The following is a 23,833-nucleotide window of genomic DNA, read 5'->3' as shown; positions in this document are numbered from 1 at the left end:
GGCGCGATGCGTAAAACCTTGATCGTCACGAACGACTTCCCGCCCCGGCCCGGCGGCATCCAGTCGTTCCTGCACAGCATGGCGCTGCGGCTCGACCCGTCCGAGGTCGTGGTCTACGCCTCGACGTGGAAGCGCGGCCGCGAGGGCGTCAGGGCGACCGCCGAGTTCGACGCCGAGCAGCCCTTCACGGTCGTCCGCGACCGTACGACGATGCTGCTGCCCACGCCCCGGGTCACCCGGCGCGCGGTCCGGCTGCTGCGCGAACACGGCTGCCGGTCGGTCTGGTTCGGCGCCGCGGCGCCCCTCGGCCTGATGGCACCCGCGCTGCGCAGGGCCGGGGCCGAACGCCTGGTGGCGACCACGCACGGACACGAGGCGGGCTGGGCCCAGCTCCCTGTCGCGCGGCAACTCCTGCGGCGTATCGGAGAGGGCACGGACACGCTCACGTACCTCGGCGAGTACACGCGCTCGCGCATCGCGAGTGCGCTCAGTCCTTCGGCGGCGGGCCGCATGGTCCAACTGCCGCCCGGCGTCGACGAGAAGGCCTTCCACCCCGGGTCGGGCGGCGCCGCGATCCGCGCCCGCCTGGGGTTGTCCGACCGTCCGGTCGTGGTCTGCGTCTCCCGCCTCGTCCCCCGCAAGGGCCAGGACACCCTCATCCAGGCGATGCCGCGCGTGCTCTCCGCCGTGCCGGACGCGGTGCTGCTCGTCGTGGGCGGCGGGCCCTACCGCGCCGACCTCGAACGCATGGCCGCCGACCGCGGCCTGACGGACTCGGTCCGCTTCACCGGGCCCGTCCCCTGGGAGGAGCTCCCCGCCCACCACGGCGCGGGGGACGTCTTCGCCATGCCCTGCCGGACCCGGCGCGGGGGGCTCGACGTCGAGGGCCTCGGCATCGTCTACCTGGAGGCGTCCGCGACCGGGCTGCCCGTCGTCGCGGGCGACTCCGGCGGGGCGCCGGACGCCGTCCTGGACGGCGAGACGGGCTGGGTCGTACGGGGCGGCCACCCCCGCGAGGCGGCAGACCGCCTCATCGAGCTCCTCCGCGATCCCGCGCTTCGCGCTCGCATGGGCGAGCGGGGCCGCGCCTGGGTAGACGACAACTGGCGCTGGGACCTCCTCGCGAAGCAACTCCGCGAACTCCTGTAAGAGCTCGCGGGCACGAGCCTGTGCTTGTCTTGCGGCTCCGCCGCGTGGCGCGACGGGTCCAAGACTTTTGGGCTTGCCCGATTAGGGGCGCGGGGAACTGCGCGCCCAGCCACGACGCGGGCGCGGCCCGCGAAGCACGGCCCGGGGCTCCCCGGGCGCGGCTCTTGTACGCGGGGCACCCGGCGTGGGGGGCTGCGCTTGCCAACCCTGCGCCTTGCGCAGACTTCCCAAGCTCAGAGGGGTGGAGGGAGAAGCGCAGAACTCCCAAGCACAGTGGGGTGGAGGGAGAAGCGGAGGTATGGCTACTTGGTGTAGAGGGCTTCGATCTCGTCGGCGAAGTCCTTCGCGACCACACCCCGCTTCAGCTTCAAAGAAGGGGTCACATGCCCCGACTCCTCAGTGAACTGGTGCTGGAGGACGCGGAACTTGCGGACCGACTCCGCCTTGGAGACGGCCTTGTTGCCCTCGTCCACCGCGTTCTGGAGCTCGGCCAGCAAGTCGGGGTCGGCCAGGAGCTCGTCGTGGGACAGGGACGACTTGCCGTGCTCCTCGGCCCAGCGGGGGAGGAACTCCTCGTCGACGGTGAGGAGCGCCCCGACGAAGGGCCGCCCGTCGCCGACGACCATGCACTCGGCGACGAGCGCGTGCGCGCGGATACGGTCCTCGATGACCGCCGGGGCGACGTTCTTGCCGCCCGCCGTCACCAGGATCTCCTTCTTGCGCCCGGTGATGGAGAGGTAGCCGTCGACGTCGAGCGTGCCGAGGTCGCCGGTGTGGAACCACCCGTCGGCCAGTGCGTCGGCCGTGGCCTGCTCGTTGTTCCAGTAGCCGGTGAAGAGGTGTTCGCCGTGGAGCAGCACCTCGCCGTCGTCGGCGATGCGGACGACGGAGCCGGGCAGCGGCTGCCCGACGGTGCCGATCTTCGGCCGGTCGTAGGGGTTGAACGTGGTGGCCGCACAGGACTCCGTCAGGCCGTAGCCCTCCAGGACGGTGAAGCCGAGGCCGCGGAAGAAGTGGCCGAGCCGTTCGCCCAGCGGGCCGCCGCCGCTGATCGCGTGCGTCGCGCGGCCGCCGAGCGCGGCCCGCAGCTTGCCGTAGACGAGCTTGTCGAAGAGCTTGTGCTGGAGGCGCAGGCCCAGCGAAGGGCCGCCCTTCGCGTCCAGCCCGCGGCTGTACGCGCTCGCGACATCCACCGCGCGGTCGAAGATCTTGCCCTTGCCGGTCGCGACGGCCTGGGCGCGGGCCGAGTTGTAGACCTTCTCGAAGACGCGCGGCACGCCGAGCACGACGGTCGGCCGGAAGGAGGCCAGCTCGTCGGTGAGCGTCTTGACGTCGGAGACGTGCCCGAGCTTGATCGGCGCCATCACCGCCGCGATCTCCACGAGCCGCCCGAGCACATGGGCGAGCGGGAGGAAGAGCAGCACCGAGTCCTCGCCCGTACGGAACATCGGGCGCAGCCGCTCGACGACGTTGCCGCACTCGGCGAAGAAGCTGCGGTGGGTGAGGACGCAGCCCTTGGGGCGGCCGGTGGTGCCCGAGGTGTAGACGATCGTGGCGGGGGAGTCCGCGTTCGCGACGGAGCTGCGCTCGTCCACGGTCGCGTCGTCCACGTCCGCGCCCGCGGCGGTGAGCGCGGAGACGGCGTCCTCGCCACCGGAGCCGCCCTCGGAGCGCTCGATCTGCCACAGGTGTGCGAGCCCCGGCAGCCGGTCGCGCACGGAGGCGACGGCCTCGGCGTGCGCGTCGGACTCGACGACGCAGGCGACCGCGCCGGAGTCGCCGAGGATCCAGGAGATCTGCTCGGGCGAGCTGGTCTCGTAGACGGGGACGGTGACCCCGCCCGCGGTCCAGATCGCGAAGTCCAGCAGCGTCCACTCGTACCGCGTGCGCGACATCAGCGCGACCCTGTCGCCCGCCTCGACGCCCGCCGCGATCAGGCCCTTCGCCACCGCCCGCACCTCGGCGAGGAACGCGGTGGCGGTCACGTCCTCCCAGCGCCCGTTCCGCTTCCGCCCGACGACGGCGACGTCCGGATGCTGCGCCGCGTTGCGGCGGATGAGATCCGTGAGGTTGCCGTCGGCGGGGACTTCGTAGAGGGCCGGAAGGCTGAACTCGCGCAAGACTGCTGCTCCTCGTCGGCGCCGGACAGGGGGCCGTCGGGGGCGGCCTCCATTGGCTCGGCCCAAGAAACGTGGGGGGTTCGGATCTTGGGAGGGGTTTGACGGCCCGGACGTTACCCATGGGTATCGCTTGCGGGATAGGGGGAGACCCCGAGATGTCTTGTGCGTCACACGCCGCGGGTCTGTTTTGTGCAGCCTAGACCAGGTGTTCGGTGACTCGACAGTATCGTCCGGACGCGGAATGCCGGGCCCTCTGCCGGACGCGCAGGTCAGACGGTGTGCGGGCGGGGAATCCCGGTGCTCGACGGGTGAGCGGCGTGCGTACGCTGACGTCATGCGTGTCCATGTGGTGAGCGACGTACACGGCAACAGCAAGGACCTCGCGCGCGCCGGGGACGGGGCCGACGCGCTCGTGTGCCTGGGCGACCTGATCCTCTTCCTCGACTACGCCGACCACTCGCGCGGCATCTTCCCCGACCTGTTCGGGGTGGAGAACGCGGACCGGATCGTCGCGCTGCGCACCGAGCGCCGCTTCGAGGAGGCCCGCGAGCTGTCGCGGCGGCTGTGGGCGGACGTGGACCGCGCGGCCGTGACGGAGGAGGCGGTGCGCAGGCAGTACGCGGAACTCTTCGCGGCCTTCCCCGAGCCGACGTACGCCACGTACGGCAATGTCGACATGCCGCCCCTCTGGCCCGAGTACGCGGGCCCGGGCACCACCGTGCTGGACGGCGAGACCGTCGAGATCGGCGGCTGGCGCTTCGGCTTCGTCGGCGGCGGGCTGCGCACCCCGATGCGTACGCCCTTCGAGATCGACGACGAGACGTACGCCGCGAAGATCGCCGCGCTCGGCGCGATCGACGTGCTGTGCACCCACATCCCGCCCGACGTGCCGGATCTCTGCTACGACACCGTCGCCCGCCGCTTCGAGCGCGGCAGCGCGGCGCTCGTGGACGCGATCCACGAGCTGCGCCCGCGCTACCACGTCTTCGGCCACGTCCATCAGCCGCTCGTGCGGCGCATGCGGATCGGCGCCACCGAGTGCGTCAACGTCGGGCACTTCAACGCGACCGGTACCCCCTGGGTGCTGGAGTGGTGACCGCCGACGCGGCGGCCCCTCCGGCCGCGCGGTAGCCTTCCACGGCAGAACCGGAGTACCGGGCGCCAGGGGATCGCAGCAAATCGGAGGGCCATCGCGATGGCGGAACACACCAGCTCTAGCATCACCGTCGACGCGGCGCCGGGCGCCGTGATGAAGGTGATCGCGGACTTCCCCCGCTACCCGGAGTGGGCGGGCGAGGTCAAGGAGGCGGAGGTGCTCGGCGAGGACGCCGAGGGCCACGCCGAGCAGGTACGCCTGCTGCTGGACGCCGGAGCGATCAAGGACGAGCACACCCTCGCGTACGAGTGGATCTCCGGGCCCGGCACCGGCGGCGAGATCAACGAGGTGCGCTGGTCGCTCGTGAAGTCGCAGATGCTGCGCTCCCTCGACGGCGCCTACCACGTCACGCCGCTGGAGAACGGCTCGCGCACCGAGGTCACCTACCGCCTCACGGTCGACGTCAAGATCCCGATGCTCGGGATGATCAAGCGCAAGGCCGAGAAGGTCATCATCGACCGTGCCCTCGACGGGCTGAAGAAGCGCGTGGAGTCGGGCGCGGGCGAGGGCGAGGGCTCCGCGGGGAGCGGGGCCGAGAGCTGAGCGAGGCCGAGCCCGAGCGCGAGCCCGACGGGGCGCTGCCGCAGACGATCCTCGTCACCGGCGCGGGCGGCTCCGGACGTACGACCATCGCCGCGGCCACCGCCTGCGCCGCCGCCGCACAGGGCCAGCGCGTCCTGCTGGCCAGCGCCGAGCCGTTGACACGGCTGCGCGCCCTGCTGGGCGAGACCGGTACTGACGCCGGTCCCGCTCCCGGCCCGACCGCGGGACCGCCCACCGCACCCGCCTCCGGCGGCAGCGGACCGGACGGCGCCTCCGGCCCGACCACCGGGCCGTCCGACGACGCTCCCGGCCCAGGCACCGTCATGCCCGGCCCCTCGGGCTCCGGCACCGGGCCGCCCGGCGGTGCTTCTGGCTCCGGCGCGCTCACTCCCGGCATGCCCGCTGCCCAGGGCTCCGGCGCCGGGGCAACCGGGGGCACGGCCGGCACGGACAGCGCGTCGCCCGACGCCCGTGGCACGGGCACGCCCAGTGCTTCTGGCTCCGGCGCCGGGGCGACCGGCGGCACGTCCGGCACGGACAGCGCGCCGCCCGGCGCCCATGCCTCGGGCACCAGCGGCGAGGCGGCTTCCGGGGCCTCCGGCTCTCCGGGCGTTCCCGGCACCGGGCCGTCCGGCGGCACCTCCGGCACCGGTACGTCCGACGCTCCTGGTACCGGGTCGCCCGGCGATGCCTCCGGCAGCGGTGCCGGGGCGGCCGGCTCCGGCCCGTCCGGTACCGGCCCCCAAGCCATGGGCGGTCCCGGTGAACCCGTAGCCGTTCGGGCCGTGCCCGGGCTGTGGCTCGCGCGGGTCGACGCCGGGGAGGAGTTCCGTACGCGGGCCGCCGCGCTTCAGGAGCGCGGCAAGGCCGCGCTCGACCTGCTCGGCACGTCCCCGCTCGACGGGGAGGAGCTGACGGAGCTGCCCGGCGCCGAGACGTTCGCGCTGCTGCACGCGCTGCGCCACGCGCGCTCCGCCGACTGGGACCTGATCGTCATCGATCTGCCGCCCACCCCGCACGGGCTCAACGCGCTCGTGCTGCCCGAGCAGTTGCGGCGCTATCTGCGCCGTCTCGTGCCGCCCGAGCGGCAGGCCGCGCGGGCCCTGCGCCCGCTGCTCGCCCAGCTCGCCGGGGCCCCGGCGCCGGGGCCGTGGCTGTACGAGGCGACGGGGCGCTGGGAGAGCGAACTCGCGGTGGTGCAGGACATCGTGGAGTCCCCGCACACGGCCGTACGGCTCGTCGCCGAGCCCGGCCCGCTGGCCTCCGACGCGCTGCGCGTGGCGCGGGCCGGACTGCGGCTGCACGGGCTGGCGCTGGAGGCCGTCGTCGCCAACCGGCTGCTGCCGACGGGCTCCGCCGACCCCTGGCTCGCCTCGCTCTCCGGGCAGCAGCAGGACGTGCTCAAGGAGCTGCGCGCGACCTGTGAGGCCGAGGGCGTGCCGCTGTGCGAACTGCCGCACCTGGGGCGCGATCCGCGCGGCCCCGAGGACCTCGCCGCGCTCGCGGGCGCGGCCCGCGCCACCGCCTCGCAGGTGCCGGACCCGCAGGGCCCGGCGCGGCACGGCTGGGTCGAGGACCGTCTCGACGCCGACGGCCACCTCGTCTGGCGGCTGCCGATGCCCGGGGCCGAGCGCGGCGAGCTGGAGCTGGTGCGGCGCGGGGACGAACTGATCGTCGGCGTCGGCCCGTACCGCCGTGTGCTGCCGCTGCCCTCGGCGCTGCGCCGCTGCCGGGTCGCGGGCGCGGGGCTGCGCGGGGGCGAACTGCGGGTCCGTTTCCGGCCCGATCCCGACCTCTGGCCTTCGGGGCGCTGAGGGCGGGCGGTCAAGTAACCTCGGTTGAGTCCCAGGAAACTGCGAGGAGACCGCCATGAGCGACGACGTCGAGCGCCCCCTCACCGACCCCGCGTCGCGGCCCGACCCCGACGCCTGGGCGACGGCCTGCGAAGAGGATCTCACCGCCGAGAAGGCCCGCCGCCGCGCGCAGTACGGGCCGCCGCCCACCAACGCCGCGGAGGAGCTGCGCCGTCTCGCCGACGCCGTGACCGAGAAGGTCGCCGGGCTGAGCAAGCCGCTCGGCGGTGCGATGGCCTCGGCGGCGGCGCAGGGCGTGGCCCAGCAGCTGATCGCGCAGGCCAAGGCGTCGATCGAGCCGGTGGTGGCCCGTAATCCGCAGCTCTTCGACCACCTCGCCGCCGCGGGCAACGAGCTGCTGGCCGCCTACCGCTCCGCCGTCCACGACGCCGAGCGCCGCTGGACGTCCGAGGGCACCGGCGGTACCGGCGGCACCAGCGGCACGGACCCGCGCGACGAGCACGTGGAGCTGGACGAGCCCGTCGAGTTCGAGGCGCCCGCGAAGGCGGAGGAGCGCGTGGAGCTGGACGACCTCGACGACCATCCGGACGACCCCCGCGACGACAGCCTCTGACCTCGGCGTCCCGCCCTGCCACAAGCGGGACTGAACCCGCCGCACGAGGCAGCTCCGGTACGGTTGTCGGCGGCGGGGTCAGACCGGATAACCGAGGGACACATGGGACTCACTATCGGCGTCGACATCGGCGGCACCAAGATCGCGGCAGGCGTTGTCGACGAAGAAGGCACCATCCTCGAAACGAGCACGGTGCCGACGCCGCCCACCCCCGACGCCGTCATCGACGCGATCGCGGACGCGGTCCGCCAGGCGAGCTCCTCCTACGAGGTCGAAGCGGTCGGCATCGGAGCGCCGGGTTACGTGGACGACAAGCGCGCCACTGTGCTCTTCACCCCCAACCTGAGCTGGCGGCACGAGGCGCTCAAGGACAAGGTCGAGCAGCGCATCGATGTCCCGGTGGTGATCGAGAACGACGCGAACGCCGCGGCCTGGGGCGAGTACAAGTTCGGCGTGGGCACGGGCCACGGCGAGGTCGTCTGCATCACCATCGGCACGGGCCTGGGCGGCGGCGTCATCATCGGCGGCAAGCTGCACCGCGGACGCTTCGGCGTGGCCGCCGAGTTCGGCCACATCCGCATGGTGCCGGACGGCCTGCTGTGCGGCTGCGGCAACCAGGGCTGCTGGGAGCAGTACGCCTCGGGCCGCGCCCTGCTCCGTTACGCGCAGCAGCGGGCCTCCGCCACCCCGGAGGCCGCCGAGATCCTGCTCGGCCTCGGCGACGGCACCACCGAGGGCATCGAGGGCAAGCACATCAGCGAGGCCGCGCGGCAGGGCGACCCCGTCGCGATCGACTCCTTCCGGGAGCTGGCCCGCTGGGCGGGTGCGGGCCTGGCCGACCTGGCCTCGCTCTTCGACCCGGGCGCGTTCATCGTCGGCGGCGGTGTCTCCGACGAGGGTGAGCTGGTGCTCGACCCGATCCGCAAGTCGTACCGCCGCTGGCTCGTCGGCAGCCGCTGGCGCCCGCACGCCGAGGTGCTCGCCGCCCAACTCGGCAACAAGGCGGGAATGGTGGGCGTGGCGGACCTGGCCCGACAGGGCTGAGACTGCGGAAGGGCTGAGCACCCATGACCACTCCACCGACCGATCTGCCGTCCTCCCGGACCGAGCCGGACGGTTCGGCCGTCGTCCGGCTGCTCAGCTACAACATCCGCTCCCTGCGCGACGACAAGGGGGCGCTCGCCCGGGTCATCCGGGCCTGCGCCCCCGACGTCCTCTGCGTGCAGGAGGCGCCCCGCTTCTTCCGCTGGCGCAAGTACGCCTCGCGGCTCGCCATGGCGACCGACCTGCACTACGTCACGGGCGGCGCCCCCGCGAGCGGCCCGATGATCCTCTCCTCCCTGCGCCCGCACGTGGAGCGCGTGGAGGACGTGCTGCTGCCCCGTACGCCGGGGCTGCACCAGCGCGGCTTCGCGACGGCCGTCCTGCGCTTCGGCACGGCGGCGCGGCTCGGCGTGCTGAGCTGCCACCTGAGCCTCCAGAGCCGCGAGCGGTACGAGCAGGGGGGCATGCTCCTGGAGCGGCTCCGCGCCCTCGGTCCGTACGCCGTCGCCGCGGGTGACCTCAACGACCGCCCCAAGGGCCGTACGTTCCGCCGCCTGGCCGGAGAGCTCCAGGATGGCTGGGCCACGGCGCCCTGGGGTTCCGAGATGACCTCGGAACCCCGTGATCCGCATCAGCGGATCGACGCGGTGTTCGCCACGGGCGGCGTGGAAGTGCTGGGGTGTGGGGTGCCGGTGGGCTTGCCCGGCGTGGAAGAGCGTGACCTCTTCTCGGCCACGGACCACCTTCCGGTACTGGCCGCACTCCGCGTGCCCCCTGCTTGAGCCTGTGCAGGGGGTGCCCCTGCCTGTGCGTCGCAGGCTGCGGGTGCGTCGTCGTTGCGCGCGCAGTTCCCCGCGCCCCTGACGGGGCACGTCTCGATGAGGCCGTCATTTCAGGGGCGCGGGGAACTGCGCGACAAGCCACGACGCACCCGCAGCCCGCGAAGCACGGGACGGGGCACCCCGAACCCGGCACTGTTAGACGACGGCGCCTCTCCCCGGATCGTCCCAGTCGTCGTCGTCACGGCCATCGCGCATCCGCGCAACCAGCGTGGCGAAGCCGCCCAGGAAGCCGCCGACACCGAGCGTGATGATCCACCACGTCAGCTGGACCTGGAAGAGGATCGCGCCGAGCAGCAGCAGCGGTCCGCCCAGCACCGCGAGCCAGGCGAACTTGGTCGTGACGTCGGTCTCCGGCAGCGGCGGCGGCTCGGGCGGCACGAAGTGGCCCTCGTCCCCGTCGTCGTCCGGGCCGTCCCAGTCGCGGGGGCCCGTGCCCGCCGCGTACACCGTGAAGCTGCGCACCGGAGGGTCGCTCTCCGGCTTGGTGAGGGTGTCGCCGTCGGGCTCGGAACCGGTCTCGGAGCCGGTCTCGGGACCGCCCTCGGAACCGGCCTCGGAGCCCGATTCGGGGCTCGGGTCGGAGTCGACGGCGGCATCGTCAGAGGGCTCCTCGCCGTACGCCGCGACGATCTCCGCCCAGGCCGCCTCCTCGTCCGGAGGCAGCGTGGGCTCGCGGCGGGCCCCGTCCGGGGTCTCGTCGTCGCCGCGCTCCGCGTCCGGGTCACGCTCCGTCACTTGCCGCCCTCTTCGCCGTCAGCCGGGTGATGAATCCGTACGAGTCCGCGAAGATGGTCTCCGCGTCATGGTCCAGCGTGGCCACGTGATAGCTGCGCTCCAGCACGGTCTCCGTCACGTCCACCGAGGAGACCTTGCCGAGCACGAGGCCCGAGTCGCTCGGGGGCACCACATGATCGGTCCTGCTGTGCAGCACCAGCAACGGCTGGGTCACCTGCGGCAGTTCAGCGCGTACGACCCGCGAGAAATTCCGCACCTCGTACGCGGCACGGGTCGGCACCCGCTCGTACCCCACCTCGGCGGAGCCCTCCTTGGCGATGTCGCTCGCGATGCCCTTCGCCGAGCGCAGCACATGGCGGCCCAGCGGCAGCAGATAGCCCTCCAGCCGGGGGAAGGTCGCCATCGGGTTCACCACCACGACGCCGGTGACGTCGGCGCCGTGCCGGGCGGCGAGCCGGAGGGCGAGGGCGCCGCCCATCGACAGGCCGAAGACGAAGACCCGCTCGCAGCGCTCCTTGAGCAGCCGCAGCTCGCGGTCCACCGTCGCGTACCAGTCCTCCCAGCCCGTCAGCTCCAGGTCCTCCCAGCGCGTGCCGTGCCCGGGCAGGAGCGGCAGGGAGACGGTCAGGCCGCGGTCGGCGAGGTGGTCGGCCCAGGGTCGCAGCGATTGCGGGGTACCCGTGAAGCCGTGACAGAGCAGCACACCCACCTCGGACGATCCGTCGCGCCGCAGTGGCTCGGCACCGGGAAGGATGGGGGACACGGTGGGCCTCCAGGGGCTCGTCAGGGGCCGACTGCTGGGTCGGGGGAGGTGCTGCCACCCTACTTGCGCGGTCGGGCGCCGGGTAGCTCCGATGAGTGCTCCGGGGCCGGGCGAGATAGGGTCAAGACGTCAGACACAGGAGGTCCAGGTTGTTCTACGGCGCGATGAAGCTCTCTGTGGGCAATGCCCTGAAGCTCACGTTCCGGCCGTGGGTCGAGGGCTTGGAGAACATTCCGGACGAGGGGCCGGCGATCCTCGCGAGCAACCATCTCTCGTTCTCCGACTCGTTCTTCCTCCCGGCCGTGCTCGACCGGAAGGTCACCTTCATCGCCAAGGCGGAGTACTTCACCTCGCCGGGCGTGAAGGGCAAGCTGACCGCCGCGTTCTTCAAGGGCGTCGGCCAGCTCCCCGTGGACCGCTCGGGCGTACGGGGCGCGGGCGAGGCCGCGATCAAGAGCGGGCTCGAAGTGCTGGAGCGCGGTGAGCTGTTCGGCATCTACCCCGAGGGCACGCGCTCGCCCGACGGGCGTCTCTACCGGGGCAAGCCCGGCGGCCTGGCCCGCCTCGCGCTGCGCTCGGGCGCGCCGGTCATCCCCGTCGCCATGGTCGACACCGAGAAGATCCAGCCCCCGGGCAAGGTCGTCCCCAAGGTGATGCGTCCGGGCATCCGGATCGGGGAGCCGCTCGACTTCAGCCGCTACCAGGGGATGGACAACGACCGCTTCATCCAGCGCGCGGTCACCGACGAGGTGATGTACGCGATTCTCCGCCTCTCCGGGCAGGAGTACGTGGACATGTACGCGACGGCCGCCAAGCGCCAGATCGCCGAGGCCGCGAAGCGCGAGGCGGAGGCGGAGAAGGCCGAGAAGGCGGAGCGGGCCGAGGCCGAGAAGGCGCAGCAGGCGGAGAAGGCTGAGAAGGCCGGGGAGCCGGGGAAGACCGACCGGGCGGCATAGCCGCGCCCGTACCGGCGGCGAGCGGGAACAGCAGGTCAGAGGGGGGAGCGTCGATGGCGACGCAGCGGTTGAAGGGCGCCGGGGGAGCCGGGGGCGGCGGAGGCGTCCGGAAGATGTCGGTCGAGCAGCCGCTCTGGCACGCCCTGACCGGCTACCGCGTGCTGACGCTGACGTACGCGCTGGTCGTCTTCTCCTGGGAGTTCGACGACTACACCAGCCCCGTGGCCGGCGCCGTCTACCTGGGCGCCCTGACCGTATGGACGCTGCTCACGCTCCGTCGCGTCTCCTCGGCCCGCCGCTGCACCCGGCCGTTCCTCGCCGCCGACATGGCCTTCGGGCTGGCCGGCATCCTGATGTCCCCGCTGATCGACACCCACGACAAGGTCGGCCCGACGCTCCCGTCGATCTGGGTCGCGGGCCCGGTGCTCGCCTTCGCGCTGAAGGGCGGCTGGCGCTGGGCGGCGGGCGCCTCGCTGCTGGTCGGCGTGGCGAACGTGATCGAGCGGGGCGCCGTCACCCGCCCCACCCTCCACAACGTGCTGCTGGTCTGCGTCGCGAGCGTCGCGATCGGCTACGTCGTGGAGGTGGCCCGGGACAGTGAGCGGACGCTGGCCCGCGCCCTCCAGATCGAGGCCGCGACGCGGGAGCGGGAGCGGCTGGCCCGCGACATCCACGACAGCGTCCTCCAGGTCCTGGCCATGGTCCAGCGCCGCGGCACCGCGCTCGGCGGCGAGGCGGCCGAGCTGGGGCGGCTGGCGGGGGAGCAGGAGGTCGCGCTGCGCACGCTGGTGTCCAGCGGGGTGATCCCCCGGCAGGGCGACGAGGGAGGCCCGCCGGACGGCGGGGACGGAGGATCCGCCGCCGTGCCCGTACGGGCGGGGAGCGAGGCCGGAAGCGCGGGGGACACCGCCGGGGACACGGTGCTCTGCGACGTACGGACGCTGCTCTCGGCGCACTCCGCCGCGCGCGTCTCGTTCGCCGAGCCGGGCATGCCCGTGGAGCTGCCCTCGGGCGTCGCGGAGGAGCTGGCGGCGGCCGTCAGCGCCGCGCTGGACAACGTACGCAGGCACGCCGGGGGCCCCGGCGGGCAGGAGGCCCAGGCGTGGATCCTGCTGGAGGACGAGCCGGACGAGGTCGTCGTCACCGTGCGCGACGACGGCCCCGGCATCCCGCTGGGGCGCCTCGCGGACGCCGAGGCGGAGGGCCGGATGGGCGTCGCGCTCTCGATCCGGGGGCGGCTGCGTGACCTGGGCGGCAGCGCCGAGCTGGTGTCCGTTCCGGGGCAGGGGACCGAAGTCGAGCTGAGGGTGCCGAAGAGATGACAGAGGAAGCGGCGGAGAAGCCCGTGAAGCCCGTGAAGGTCATGGTGGTCGACGACCACCCGATGTGGCGGGACGCGGTCGCGCGTGACCTGGGCGAGGCCGGGTTCGAGGTCGTCGCCACGGCGAGCGACGGGCTCCAGGCGGTGCGCCGGGCCCTCGCGGCCGGGCCCGACGTGCTGGTGCTGGACCTGAACCTGCCGGGGAAGCCCGGCGTCGAGGTCTGCCGCGAGCTGGTCGGCTCGGGCACGGGCCCGCGCGTGCTGGTCCTCTCGGCGAGCGGCGAGCACGCGGACGTCCTGGAGGCCGTGAAGTCCGGCGCCACCGGCTATCTGGTGAAGTCGGCGAGCACGGAGGAGCTGCTGGACGCCGTGCGCAGGACGGCCGTCGGCGACCCCGTCTTCACCCCGGGGCTGGCGGGGCTGGTCCTCGGCGAGTACCGCAGGCTGGCCGCCGACCCGGCGCCGTCCGCGCCGGACAAGCCCGCCGTGCCGCAGCTCACCGAGCGGGAGACGGAGGTGCTGCGGCTCGTCGCCAAGGGCCTCAGCTACAAGCAGATCGCCGAGCGCCTGGTGATCTCGCACCGCACGGTGCAGAACCATGTGCAGAACACCCTCGGCAAGCTCCAGTTGCACAACCGCGTGGAGCTGGTGCGGTACGCGATCGAGCGCGGTCTCGACGAGGAGTGAGCCGCGCGTGTGCACGTCAGACGTGCACACCTGTCCTTCGTACGGGTGATTGCTGATCACCAACTCCCCCTCTCTCCCAAGGAATTCCGCTTCGCGCGGCATCCCCTGTGACGTGGATCACCGTTAGCGTGGCCGCAGTTGCGTCCACGCGGAGAAGGGAGACCCCATGCGGGTCGGAGTGCTGACCGGCGGCGGTGACTGCCCCGGTCTCAATGCGGTCATGCGGGCCGTGGTCCGTAAGGGAGTCCAGCGTTACGAGATGGACTTCGTAGGCTTCCGTGACGGCTGGCGCGGCCCCCTGGAGGGGGACACGGCCCAGCTCGACATCCCGGCGGTCCGCGGCATGCTGCCGCGCGGCGGCACGCTGCTCGGCTCCTCGCGTACCAACCCCTTCAAAGAGGAGAACGGCGTCCGCCGTATCAAGGAGAACCTCGCCAAGCACGAGGTGGACGCGCTGATCGCCATCGGCGGCGAGGACACCCTCGGGGTGGCCGCGAAGCTCACCGACGAGTACGGGATCCGGTGCGTCGGCGTCCCCAAGACGATTGACAACGATCTCTCCGCGACCGATTACACCTTCGGTTTCAACACCGCGGTCACCGTCGCCACCGAGGCCATCGACCGCCTGCACACCACCGCCGAGTCCCACATGCGCGTCCTCGTGGTCGAGGTGATGGGCCGCCACGCGGGCTGGATCGCGCTCCACTCGGGCCTGGCGGGCGGGGCGAACTGCATCCTGATCCCCGAGCAGCGCTTCGACATCGAGCAGGTCTGCGCCTGGGTCACCTCCCGCTTCAAGGCGAGTTACGCGCCGATCGTCGTCGTCGCCGAGGGTGCGATGCCGAAGGGCGGCGAGATGGTCCTCAAGGACGGCTCCACCGACTCCTTCGGCCATGTCCGGCTCTCCGGCGTCGGCGAGTGGCTGTCCAAGGAGATCGAGAGCCGCACGGGCAAGGAGGCGCGGACGACGGTGCTGGGCCACATCCAGCGCGGCGGCACGCCCAGCGCGTTCGACCGCTGGCTCGCCACCCGCTTCGGGCTCCACGCGATCGACGCCGTCAAGGACGAGGCGTGGGGCACGATGGTCGCCCTGCGCGGCACGGACATCGTCCGGGTGCCGCTCTCCAAGGCCACGGAGAAGCTGAAGACGGTCGACCCGGAGCTGTACGAGGAGGCGGGAGTCTTCTTCGGCTGAGCGCGTCTTCGGCTGAGCGCGGCCGGGACCGGGGTGGGGCCCACCGCGGGCGTCCGCCCCGGGCGCCACCCCTGCCGGGCACGTAGAGTGCGACGTATCGGCTGAATTGCACCCCTTCCCGGAGGGAATCCGCCCGTGGACATCCTCGCCTTCGGCGTCCAGCAGGACGAGCGCCCGCTGCTGGAGCGCGCGTTCCAGCAGCGCCAGCTCCACGCGCGCTGCGTGGACGTGTTCATGAACCACGACACGGCGCCCCTCGCGGCGGGCCACGAGGTCATCTCGGTGAGCGTCAACGCGGACCTGGACGCCGACACCCTCCGCGCCCTCGCCAAGGGCGGCACCCGGATGATCGCCCAGCGGGCCACCGGCTTCAACAACATCGCGCTGGACACGGCGGCCGAGCTGGGCATGACGGTCGCCCGGGTGTCGTACTACTCGCCGTTCGCGGTCGCGGAGTTCGCCTGGGCCCTGGCGATGGCCGTGAACCGCAGGGTCGTCCGCGCGGCCCGCCGCACCCGCGAGTTCGACTTCCGGCTGGACGGCCTGATGGGCCGCGACATGCACGGCCGTACGGTCGGCGTCATCGGCACCGGCAAGATCGGCGAGGCGTTCACCCGCATCGCGCACGGCTTCGGGATGAACCTGCTGGGCTGGGACGTCGCGGAGAACCCGGCCTGCGTGGAGCTCGGCATGCGCTACGTCGAGCTGCCCCGCCTCCTCGCCGACGCCGACCTGCTCAGCCTGCACGTCCCCCTGCTGTCCGACACCCACCACCTCATCGACGGCCCCGCGCTCCGCTCCATGAAGGACGACGCGCTGCTGATCAACTCCAGCCGGGGCGGTCTCGTGGACACCGAGGCGCTGGTCGAGGAGCTGCGCCAGGGCCGCTTCTCCGGCGTGGGCCTGGATGTGTACGAGGCGGAGTCGGGCCTCTTCTTCCTCGACCGCTCGCTCGACGTGGTCCAGGACGACGTCCTCGCCCGCCTGATGACGTTCAGCAATGTGCTGGTCACCTCGCACCAGGCGTACTACACGACGGACGCGGTCGGCCAGATCGTCGACACCACGGTGAGCAACGTGGAGGACTATCTGGCCGGCCGCACCAGCGCCAACGTCCTCACCGCACCAGGACAGCCTCCAGCAGCTCAGCGGTGATCCCGGCCCCGTCCAGCGTCAGCACCGACTCGGGGTGGAACTGCACCCCTGCGAAGCCGGGCCCGCGCAGCGCGTGCACCTCGCCGCTCGCCGGGTCGCGGCTCAGCTCGACGCGGTGCAGGGACAGCTCCTCGGCGGCCTCGTCGTCGCACCGGGCGGTGTACGAGTTGTAGAAGCCGACGGTCTCGGGCCGCCCGAAGAGGTCGATCCGCTCCTGCGCCCCCTGGTACGGCCGCTCCTTCCGTACGAGATCGAGCCCCAGCTCGGCGGCGAGCAGCTCATGCCCGAGGCAGACGCCCAGCAGGCCGTGGCGGTGCCCGCGCACCAGCTCGGCGGCGAGCCCGCGCAGCAGCCGCATCTTCGGATCGGCCAGGTCACGCGGGTCGCCGGGCCCCGGCCCGAGCACCACGGGACCCTCGTGCGCCGTCGCCGCCTCGCGCAGGCCCGGGGCGTCGTAGCGCCGTACGGTCACCGCGTGGCCCGAGGACCTCAGCAGATGGGCGAGCATCGAGGTGAAGGTGTCCTCGCCGTCCACGACGAGGACCTCCCGCGCGTCCCCCTCCGGGGTCTGCGGCGCTCCCGTCCGCATCCGCAGCCAGAACGGCGCCAGACCGGCCCGCCGCTCCTCCAGCGCCGCCTGCACACGCGGGTCGTCCGCGAGCCGGACCCGGGCGCGCGCGTCCCGGGGGCGCCCCTCGCGCACACCGAGCGCCGCCAGTACCCCGGCCGCCTTGGCGTGCGTCTCGGCGACCTCGTTCGCCGGGTCCGAGGCGCGCACCAGCGTGGCCCCGACCGGGACCCGCAGCCGTCCCGTCGCCGTGTCGATGTCGGCGGCGCGGATGAGGATGGGGGAGTCCAGCGTCTGCGCGCCGCCCGCGTCCCGCCCGACGAGGGCCAGCGCCCCCGCGTAGTAGCCGCGACCGCCCCTCTCGTGCCGCTCGATCACCCGGCAGGCGTTCTCCACGGGCGAGCCCGTCACGGTCGCCGCGAACATCGTCTCGCGCAGCACGTCGCGCACGTCGAGCGTGCTCTTGCCGCGCAGCTCGTACTCGGTGTGCGCCAGGTGCGCCATCTCCTTCAGCCGGGGCCCGACGACGACGCCGCCCTCGTCGCCGACGGTGCACATCATCTTCAGCTCCTCGTCGACGACCATGGACAGCTCCTCGCTCTCCTTGCGGTCGTCCAGGAACTCCAGCAGCCCCTCGACGCTCGGCCCTTCGGGTGGATACCGGTAGGTCCCACTGATCGGGTTCATCACGACGGTCCCGCCGCTCATCCGTACGTGCACCTCGGGGCTGGCGCCCAGGAGGACGCGGTCCCCGGTGTGCACGACGAACGTCCAGTACGCGCCCTGCTCGCCGCGCAGCAGCCGCCGGAAGAGCGCGAGCGCGTCGGCCCGCGAGAAGCCGGGGACGGTGCCGACGGTGCCCTCGAAGGTGCGGCGCACGACGAAGTTCGCGCCCTCGCCCGTGCCGATCTCGTCCTCGACGACGCGGCGCACGATCTCCTCGTACGCGCCGTCGTCCACGTCGAAGGCGCCGCCTTCCACGTGGACGCTGTGCGCGGGCAGCGCGTCCAGCACGGCGCCGAGCGGCAGTTCATGCCGCTCCTCCACGGCGAGCACGGAGAGCGGAGTGCCGTCGTCCGTCACGTCGAACCCACGCTCCCGGATCTGCCGGAACGGTACGAGCGCGAGCGCGCCGCCGTCGTCCACGGGGATCTCAGCGAGCCGTTCCCTCGTGTGCACGGGGCCGGTCAACAGCTCGACGGTATCGGCCTCGCGGCCGGGCGTACGCCTGCGGAGCAGGGCGAAGGGTGGAGCGTCGTCGCTGGTCAGACGGTTGATGAGAGTGGTGGTGCGGTCCATGGGCGGGTTCCTTCACGTGGGGAGGAACGGCCGCCGAACACGAAAAAGGCCGCCCCTCGGGCGGCCTGCCTGTACTGCGGTGCTCAGCGCACGCGCATGCCGGGATGGGCCGCCACCTGAGCGGGCCACCACCAGTTCATGTTCACGAGCGCGTGCATGCGTGCACCTTAACGGATGAGCCGAGCAGAATCTGCCCCGCGCCCCTGACGGGGCACGCCCCACCTCTCCCTCCACCCCTCTGAGCTTGGGAAGTCTGCGCAAGGCGCAGGGTTGGCAAGCGCAGCCCCCCACGCCGGGTGCTCCGGCGATAGAGCCGGGTTCGGGGTGCCCCGGGCTGTGCTTCGCGGGCTGCGAGTGCGTCGTGGCTTGTCGCGCAGTTCCTCGCGCCCCTCAGGGAGAAGGGGTGGGCTCTGGTTAGTTGTCCAGTTCCATTGGGACAGCTCGGACGCTGCGTCCGCTCTTGTCCAGGACGCGGCCCACGTGCTTGATCGTGCGGAGGACGACCGCCCGTTCGTCGATGCGCAGCGAGAGCCCGTGGAGCTCGCGCCCGATGTGGGTCTCCAGGGCGTGGACGTCATGGAGGGCCCGTAGCCAGACGTCGAGGACCAGGTTGTACGGCCCGGCCGTGATCGTGCAGAGGCGGAGTTCCGGCAGGGTACGGAGCGCCTGGGCCGCCGCCTCCAGATGCTCGGCCGGTACGGACGCGAAGTAGACGGCGGCGACCGGCGAGCCCGAGAGCGGGCGGGCCACGGTGCAGCGCAGGGAGAGCTGACGGCTCGCGGTGAGGAGCTGGAGCCTGCGGCGGGCCGTGGCCACGCTCGTACCGACGGCCGAGGCCAGCTCCGTGAGCGGCATCCGCCCGTCCTGCCCGATGGCCACGGCGATGCGCTGGTCGACCGGGGTGAGGGAAGCGAGGACCGCGGGGCGCTCGGGGGGCGGGGGCTGGAGCCGGGCCCGCTGCTGCGGGGTGAGGGCGCGCAGCCGCCACATGCTGCCCTCCCAGGGCGCCGCGGTGATGACGTGGATGCGGGTCGTACGGACGCCGGGGATGCGGGAGACGCGTTCCGAGACGTAGTCGACGAGGCGGCCCAGGTCGCGGGCGATGACGATGGCGATGAGGTCGCGGGAGCCCGAGGTCTGCTTGAGGCTCATGATCTCCGCGTCCTCGGCGAGGACACCGGAGACCTCGGCGAGGCGCGCGCCGTCGGTGATGATCTCGACGTGCGCGCGGACCGCGCCCTCGTGGCCGATCGAGAGGTAGCCGTCCACCCAGGCCGTGCCCGCGTCCCGCATCCGCTGCCAGCGGCGGGCGACGGTGACCGGGTCGACGCCGAGCACCTGGCCGAGCAGCGACCAGGGGGCGCGCGGCTGGATCTGGAGGGCGTGGAGGAGCTGGAGGTCCAGCTCGTCGAGGTCCTCCTGGGGGGCGGCAGATCCCTGCATCTCCCTGGCCTTTCCGGATCGTGCGTGTGAGAGCCCTCGGTGAATGAATCCGGCGATTTAACAGCCGGTTCATCGAGAGACCTGACCGTATCTCCAGCCCATCCCCCTCCGCGACGACAGCTGGAGTTTCTGTGACCTCCCCTGCCTCTTCCGTCCCGCTCCGGATCACCGGCGCCCGTATCGTCGACGGCACCGGCGCGGCGCCCGTGGACGACGGCGTGGTGCGTACGGGCGCGGACGGCACGCTCAGCTACGTCGGGCCCGCGGCGGGCGAGCCGCCCGTCGAGTCCGGCGTACGGACCCTCGACGTCGGGGGCCGCACCGTGCTGCCCGGGTTCATCGACACCCACGTCCACTTCTGCGCGGGCTCCTCCGCCGATCTCACCCGGCGCTTCCAGGAGGACCCGACGGTGGGCGTCTTCCGCGCCGCCGAGCGGATGCGGCTGACGCTGGACGCGGGGGTCACCACGGCCCGTGACCTGGGCGGTCTCCCGGCCGGGTTCCGCGTGGCGCAGGCCGAGGGGCTGACCGTGGGCCCGCGGATCCGTACGGCCGTACGGATCATGGGGCACACCGGCGGTCACGCCGACTACAGCACCACGTGCGGGATGGACCTCAGCGGCGGCGTCGGGGAGATCGCGGACACCGTCGACCAGGTGCGGATCTCGGTGCGCAGGCTGCTGCGCGAGGGCGCCGACGTGATCAAGCTCTGCGCGACCGGCGGCATGGGCAGCCCGCACGACCAGCCCGACGACGAGGGGCTGAGCGAGGAGGAGATCCGCGCGGTCGTGGACGAGGTCTCGCGGCACGGCGGCCGTCCCGTCGCCGCCCACGCGCAGGGCACGGCAGGCATCCTCAACGCGATCCGCGGCGGCGTGACCAGCGTCGAGCACGGTTACGGGCTGGACGCGCGGGCCCGTGAACTGGCGGGGGAGCGCGGCACGTTCGTCGTCCCGACGCTCTCCACGGTCTTCGACGGAATCGACAAGTCGACCATGGAGCCGTACCACTACGAGAAGAAGGTCCGCTGGTCCGGGATCACTCAGGAGAATATCGCCGCGGCCATCGCCGACGGCGTCCGCATCGCGCTCGGCACCGACTCCGCGATCTGTCCGCACGGCCGGAACCTGCGCGAGCTGATCCATCTGGTGACCCTCGGGATGTCCCCGCTCGACGCGATCACCGCGGGCACCCGCAGCGCCGCCGAGCTGCTCGGCCTCGACGACCGGATCGGCACCCTCGCCGCGGGTAAGGAGGCCGACCTCGTGGTCTGCGACGGGGACCCGCTCGCCGACATCTCCGTCCTCGCCGACCCCGCGCGGATCGCGTACGTCCTCCAGGGCGGCACCGTCCGTAAGAACCTGCTGCCCGCGCAGCCCGCCGAGAGAGGCTAGCGACGACGATGGCCAGGACGATGGAGAAGGCCCCGCCGGGCGGCGGCACCCTGCTCGACAAGGCGCTCGGCCTGATCGAGCGCGGCGGCAACCGGCTGCCGCATCCGTTCTACCTGTTCACCGGCATCTTCGCGGTGCTCGCCGTCGCCTCCACCGCGCTGGCGGTGGCGGGCGCGACCGTGACGGTGCCGGGCTCGGACAAGACGCTGGAGATCCACGGCCTCCTCACGGGCGAGGGCGTCCAGTGGCTGCTGGCGAACCTCATCCCGAACTTCACCGGCTTCCCCTCGCTGGGGACCGTGCTGCTGATGATGATGGCGGTCGGCGTCGCGGAGAGGACGGGGCTGCTGGAGGCGGCCGTACGCATCAGCATCGCGCGCACTCCGGCCCGCTTCCTTCCGTATGTGATCGCTTTCGTGGCCTGTCAGGCGCACCTGATGAGCGACATCGCCATCATCGTGATCCCGCCGCTCGCCGCGCTCGCCTTCCGCGCCGCCGGGCGGAACCCCGTCGCGGGCCTCATCGGCGCCTTCGCCTCCGTCTGCGCCGGATACGCGGCGGGCTTCACCATCGGCGCCCTCGACGCGCTCTACGTCGGCATCACGGAGAAGGCCGCCGCCGTCCTGCCGGACGCGCCGGGCGTCGAGACCCACATACTGATCAACTACTTCTTCACCGCGACCGCCAGCGCCCTGCTCGGCCTCCTCGGCGGCTTCCTCACCGCGCGCGTCCTGGAACCCCGGCTGCCGCAGCCCACGGGCGACGGCGTCACGGACCCGGAGACCGAGGACGCGACGGGCGGCACCCCCGAGGGAGCCGCGCAGGCCGGAGAGGTCAGCACGGCCGTCACGGCCCCGGAGAAGCGCGGCCTGCTGCGCGCGCTGCTCGCCGTCGGCGCGTACGGCGTGGCCGTCGTCGTCTGCTGGCTGCTCCCCGGCAGCCCGCTGCGCGGCGAGGGCGGCGCGCTCGTGCCCTCGCCGGTGCTGGACGGGGTGGTGCCGCTGCTCTTCGTCGCCTTCCTGCTCGGCGGCGTGGTGTACGGCGTGAGCGTCGGCACCCTGCGCGGCGCCGACGACGTCCCGAAGATCATGGCCCAGTCCGTCACCGGGATGTCCGGCTACATCGTGCTCATCTTCATGATCAGCCAGGTCATCGGGGTCTTCGAATGGTCGAACGTCGGCACGCTGCTCGCGGTCAAGGCCGCGGCCCTGCTGAAGGCGGCGGGCCTGACAGGCTTCCTGGGCGTCCTCCTCTTCGTCCTGCTCGTCTGCGTCCTCAACCTCTTCATCACCTCGGGCTCGGCCCTGTGGTCGCTGATGGCGCCCGTCTTCGTACCGACGTTCATGCTGCTCGGACTGGAGCCCGCGCTGACCCAGGCCGCGTTCCGGATCGGCGACTCGGCGACGCAGATGATCACTCCGATGAACCCGTACCTCTTCCTCGCGCTCGCCCTGCTGCGGCGGTACGAGCCCGAGGCGCGGCTCGGCACCCTGCTCTCGCGGCTGGCTGTCTTCACCGTGCCGTTCCTGATCGCCTGGCTGGCGGTGCTCGGGATCTTCTACTTCGCCGATCTCCCGCTGGGCCCGGGATCCGGCGTCCATCTCCCGGCGAGGCCGTGATGCCGGTCTCGTATCGCGGTCAGGGGGACGGAGACGCCCGAAAACCCCGTAATCTTTACCGCGTGACTGTGAACGCCAACACCGACGCCGGTGCCCACACCTGGCGAGACCTTCCCGCGGCACAGCAGCCCGACTGGCCGGACCACGAGGCTCTGCGCGAGACGCTCGCGGAGCTGGAGTCCTATCCGCCGCTCGTCTTCGCCGGCGAGTGCGACCAGTTGCGTGCCCGGCTGGGCGCGGTCGCGCGCGGTGAGGCGTTCCTGCTCCAGGGCGGTGACTGCGCCGAGGCATTCGACCAGGTCAGCGCCGAGCACATCCGGAACAAGCTGAAGACGCTGCTCCAGATGGGCGCCGTGCTGACCTACGCCGGGTCCGTCCCGGTCGTGAAGGTCGGCCGGATCGCCGGGCAGTACAGCAAGCCCCGCTCGAAGCCGACGGAGACCCGCGACGGCGTCACCCTGCCGACGTACCGGGGCGACTCGGTGAACGGGTTCGACTTCACGCCGGAGGCGCGTACGCCCGATCCGGAGCGGCTGAAGCGGATGTACCACGCCTCGGCCTCGACGCTGAACCTCGTGCGCGCCTTCACCACCGGCGGATACGCGGACCTGCGCCAGGTGCACGCCTGGAACCAGGACTTCGTGAAGAACTCCCCGTCCGGGCAGCGGTACGAGGCGCTGGCGCGCGAGATCGACCAGGCCATGAAGTTCATGCGGGCCTGCGGCACGGACCCGGAGGAGCTGCGCACCGTCGAGTTCTACTCGTCGCACGAGGCGCTCCTGCTCGACTACGAATCGGCGCTCACCCGCGTCGACTCCCGCAGCGGGAATCTCTACGACGTCTCAGGGCACATGGTCTGGATCGGCGAGCGTACGCGTCAACTGGACGGGGCCCACGTGGAGTTCGCCTCCCGTGTGCGCAACCCGGTCGGCGTCAAGCTGGGCCCGACGACCACCTCCGAGGAGGCGCTGGCGCTCATCGACAAGATCGACCCGGACCGCGAGCCGGGGCGCCTCACCTTCATCACGCGGATGGGTGCCGACAAGATCCGCGACCGGCTCCCCGAGCTCGTGGAGAAGGTCACGGCGTCCGGCGCCCAGGTGGCCTGGATCAGCGACCCGATGCACGGCAACACCTTCGAGGCGGCCAGCGGGCACAAGACCCGGCGCTTCGACGACGTGCTGGACGAGGTCAAGGGCTTCTTCGAGGTCCACAAGAGCCTCGGCACCCACCCGGGCGGCATCCACATGGAGCTGACCGGCGACGACGTCACGGAGTGCGTGGGCGGCGGCGACGAGATCTTCGTCGACGACCTGCACCAGCGGTACGAGACCGCGTGCGACCCCCGCCTCAACCGCAGCCAGTCCCTGGACCTGGCCTTCCTGGTCGCGGAGATGTACCGCGACCAGTAGCCGCC

20 protein-coding genes and 1 pseudogene are annotated in these 23,833 nt (G+C 72.5%); 16 read left to right on the top strand and 5 right to left on the bottom strand.

Features of this window, described 5'->3' with window-relative positions; all coding sequences use genetic code 11:
• The first annotated feature begins 6 nt into the window (after positions 1-6).
• On the top strand, positions 7-1,149 hold the full coding sequence (locus ACGF3A_RS20125; RefSeq protein WP_393731563.1) for a glycosyltransferase family 4 protein: 1,143 nt from the start codon (positions 7-9) through the stop codon (positions 1,147-1,149).
• A gap of 302 nt (positions 1,150-1,451) precedes the next feature.
• Here the strand turns inward: ACGF3A_RS20125 and ACGF3A_RS20120 are convergent, their stop codons facing one another.
• On the bottom strand, positions 1,452-3,269 hold the full coding sequence (locus ACGF3A_RS20120; RefSeq protein ID WP_393731562.1) for an AMP-dependent synthetase/ligase: 1,818 nt from the start codon (positions 3,267-3,269) through the stop codon (positions 1,452-1,454).
• A 334-nt stretch (positions 3,270-3,603) separates the two neighbouring features.
• Here ACGF3A_RS20120 and ACGF3A_RS20115 point away from each other — a divergent pair, with 334 nt between their 5' ends.
• The 7 genes and pseudogenes from ACGF3A_RS20115 (at position 3,604) to ACGF3A_RS20085 (ending at position 9,221) form a co-directional block, all read left to right on the top strand.
• Positions 3,604-4,365, top strand: coding sequence for a metallophosphoesterase (locus ACGF3A_RS20115; RefSeq protein ID WP_393731561.1), 762 nt, complete (start codon positions 3,604-3,606; stop codon positions 4,363-4,365).
• Positions 4,366-4,464: 99 nt separating this feature from the next.
• Positions 4,465-4,968, top strand: a complete 504-nt coding sequence (locus ACGF3A_RS20110; RefSeq protein ID WP_393731560.1) for an SRPBCC family protein — start codon at positions 4,465-4,467, stop codon at positions 4,966-4,968.
• Positions 4,965-5,126, top strand: a pseudogene (locus ACGF3A_RS20105) (ArsA-related P-loop ATPase); the annotation flags it as partial. The gene ACGF3A_RS20110 and the pseudogene ACGF3A_RS20105, both read left to right, overlap by 4 nt.
• A gap of 591 nt (positions 5,127-5,717) precedes the next feature.
• Positions 5,718-6,782, top strand: a complete 1,065-nt coding sequence (locus ACGF3A_RS20100) for an ArsA family ATPase (protein ID WP_393731902.1) — start codon at positions 5,718-5,720, stop codon at positions 6,780-6,782.
• Positions 6,783-6,837: 55 nt separating this feature from the next.
• Complete coding sequence (locus tag ACGF3A_RS20095) at positions 6,838-7,395, top strand: DUF5304 domain-containing protein (protein ID WP_393731559.1); 558 nt, start codon at positions 6,838-6,840, stop codon at positions 7,393-7,395.
• A 102-nt stretch (positions 7,396-7,497) separates the two neighbouring features.
• Positions 7,498-8,439, top strand: coding sequence for an ROK family glucokinase (locus ACGF3A_RS20090; protein ID WP_393731558.1), 942 nt, complete (start codon positions 7,498-7,500; stop codon positions 8,437-8,439).
• Positions 8,440-8,462: 23 nt separating this feature from the next.
• Positions 8,463-9,221, top strand: coding sequence for an endonuclease/exonuclease/phosphatase family protein (locus ACGF3A_RS20085; RefSeq protein ID WP_393731557.1), 759 nt, complete (start codon positions 8,463-8,465; stop codon positions 9,219-9,221).
• Positions 9,222-9,416: 195 nt separating this feature from the next.
• On the opposite strand, the gene ACGF3A_RS20080 is transcribed toward ACGF3A_RS20085, so the two are convergent.
• Both ACGF3A_RS20080 and ACGF3A_RS20075 read right to left on the bottom strand, forming a co-directional pair.
• Entirely contained in the window at positions 9,417-10,016 is a 600-nt protein-coding gene (locus ACGF3A_RS20080; protein WP_393731556.1) for a hypothetical protein, read from the bottom strand.
• Positions 10,003-10,779, bottom strand: a complete 777-nt coding sequence (locus tag ACGF3A_RS20075; RefSeq protein WP_393731555.1) for an alpha/beta hydrolase — start codon at positions 10,777-10,779, stop codon at positions 10,003-10,005. The genes ACGF3A_RS20080 and ACGF3A_RS20075 overlap by 14 nt, the downstream gene beginning before the upstream one ends.
• A gap of 149 nt (positions 10,780-10,928) precedes the next feature.
• On the opposite strand from ACGF3A_RS20075, the gene ACGF3A_RS20070 reads away from it, so the two are divergent.
• From ACGF3A_RS20070 to ACGF3A_RS20050, 5 genes are all read left to right on the top strand, one after another.
• Entirely contained in the window at positions 10,929-11,735 is an 807-nt protein-coding gene (locus tag ACGF3A_RS20070; protein WP_393731554.1) for a lysophospholipid acyltransferase family protein, read from the top strand.
• A 53-nt stretch (positions 11,736-11,788) separates the two neighbouring features.
• Positions 11,789-13,057: a MacS family sensor histidine kinase gene (gene macS / locus ACGF3A_RS20065; protein ID WP_393731553.1), complete on the top strand. Its 1,269-nt coding sequence runs from the start codon at positions 11,789-11,791 to the stop codon at positions 13,055-13,057.
• A complete protein-coding gene (locus ACGF3A_RS20060; protein WP_393731552.1) occupies positions 13,054-13,743 on the top strand; it encodes a response regulator in 690 nt (229 codons plus the stop codon). The genes macS and ACGF3A_RS20060 overlap by 4 nt, the downstream gene beginning before the upstream one ends.
• Before the next feature lie 166 nt (positions 13,744-13,909).
• Entirely contained in the window at positions 13,910-14,938 is a 1,029-nt protein-coding gene (locus ACGF3A_RS20055; protein ID WP_393731551.1) for a 6-phosphofructokinase, read from the top strand.
• 135 nt (positions 14,939-15,073) lie between these two features.
• On the top strand, positions 15,074-16,093 hold the full coding sequence (locus tag ACGF3A_RS20050; RefSeq protein WP_393731550.1) for an NAD(P)-dependent oxidoreductase: 1,020 nt from the start codon (positions 15,074-15,076) through the stop codon (positions 16,091-16,093).
• Here ACGF3A_RS20050 and ACGF3A_RS20045 read toward each other — a convergent pair.
• Positions 16,056-17,960: an anthranilate synthase family protein gene (locus tag ACGF3A_RS20045; RefSeq protein WP_393731549.1), complete on the bottom strand. Its 1,905-nt coding sequence runs from the start codon at positions 17,958-17,960 to the stop codon at positions 16,056-16,058. The genes ACGF3A_RS20050 and ACGF3A_RS20045 overlap by 38 nt on opposite strands.
• A 414-nt stretch (positions 17,961-18,374) precedes the next feature.
• A complete protein-coding gene (locus tag ACGF3A_RS20040; protein WP_393731548.1) occupies positions 18,375-19,403 on the bottom strand; it encodes an Lrp/AsnC family transcriptional regulator in 1,029 nt (342 codons plus the stop codon).
• Positions 19,404-19,534: 131 nt separating this feature from the next.
• Here ACGF3A_RS20040 and ACGF3A_RS20035 point away from each other — a divergent pair, with 131 nt between their 5' ends.
• From ACGF3A_RS20035 to ACGF3A_RS20025, 3 genes are all read left to right on the top strand, one after another.
• Positions 19,535-20,797 (top strand): amidohydrolase family protein, encoded by a 1,263-nt coding sequence (locus tag ACGF3A_RS20035; protein WP_393731547.1) that lies wholly within the window; start codon positions 19,535-19,537, stop codon positions 20,795-20,797.
• Between the two features lie 8 nt (positions 20,798-20,805).
• Positions 20,806-22,416, top strand: coding sequence for an AbgT family transporter (locus ACGF3A_RS20030; RefSeq protein WP_393731546.1), 1,611 nt, complete (start codon positions 20,806-20,808; stop codon positions 22,414-22,416).
• A gap of 68 nt (positions 22,417-22,484) precedes the next feature.
• Complete coding sequence (locus ACGF3A_RS20025) at positions 22,485-23,828, top strand: class II 3-deoxy-7-phosphoheptulonate synthase (protein WP_393731901.1); 1,344 nt, start codon at positions 22,485-22,487, stop codon at positions 23,826-23,828.
• Positions 23,829-23,833: the final 5 nt, after the last annotated feature.

Source organism: Streptomyces sp. NPDC048172 (assembly GCF_043202595.1).
Lineage (GTDB): Bacteria > Actinomycetota > Actinomycetes > Streptomycetales > Streptomycetaceae > Streptomyces.
The sequence above is the reverse complement of the archived record's forward strand: the minus strand, read 5'-3'. Positions and strand labels throughout refer to the sequence as shown.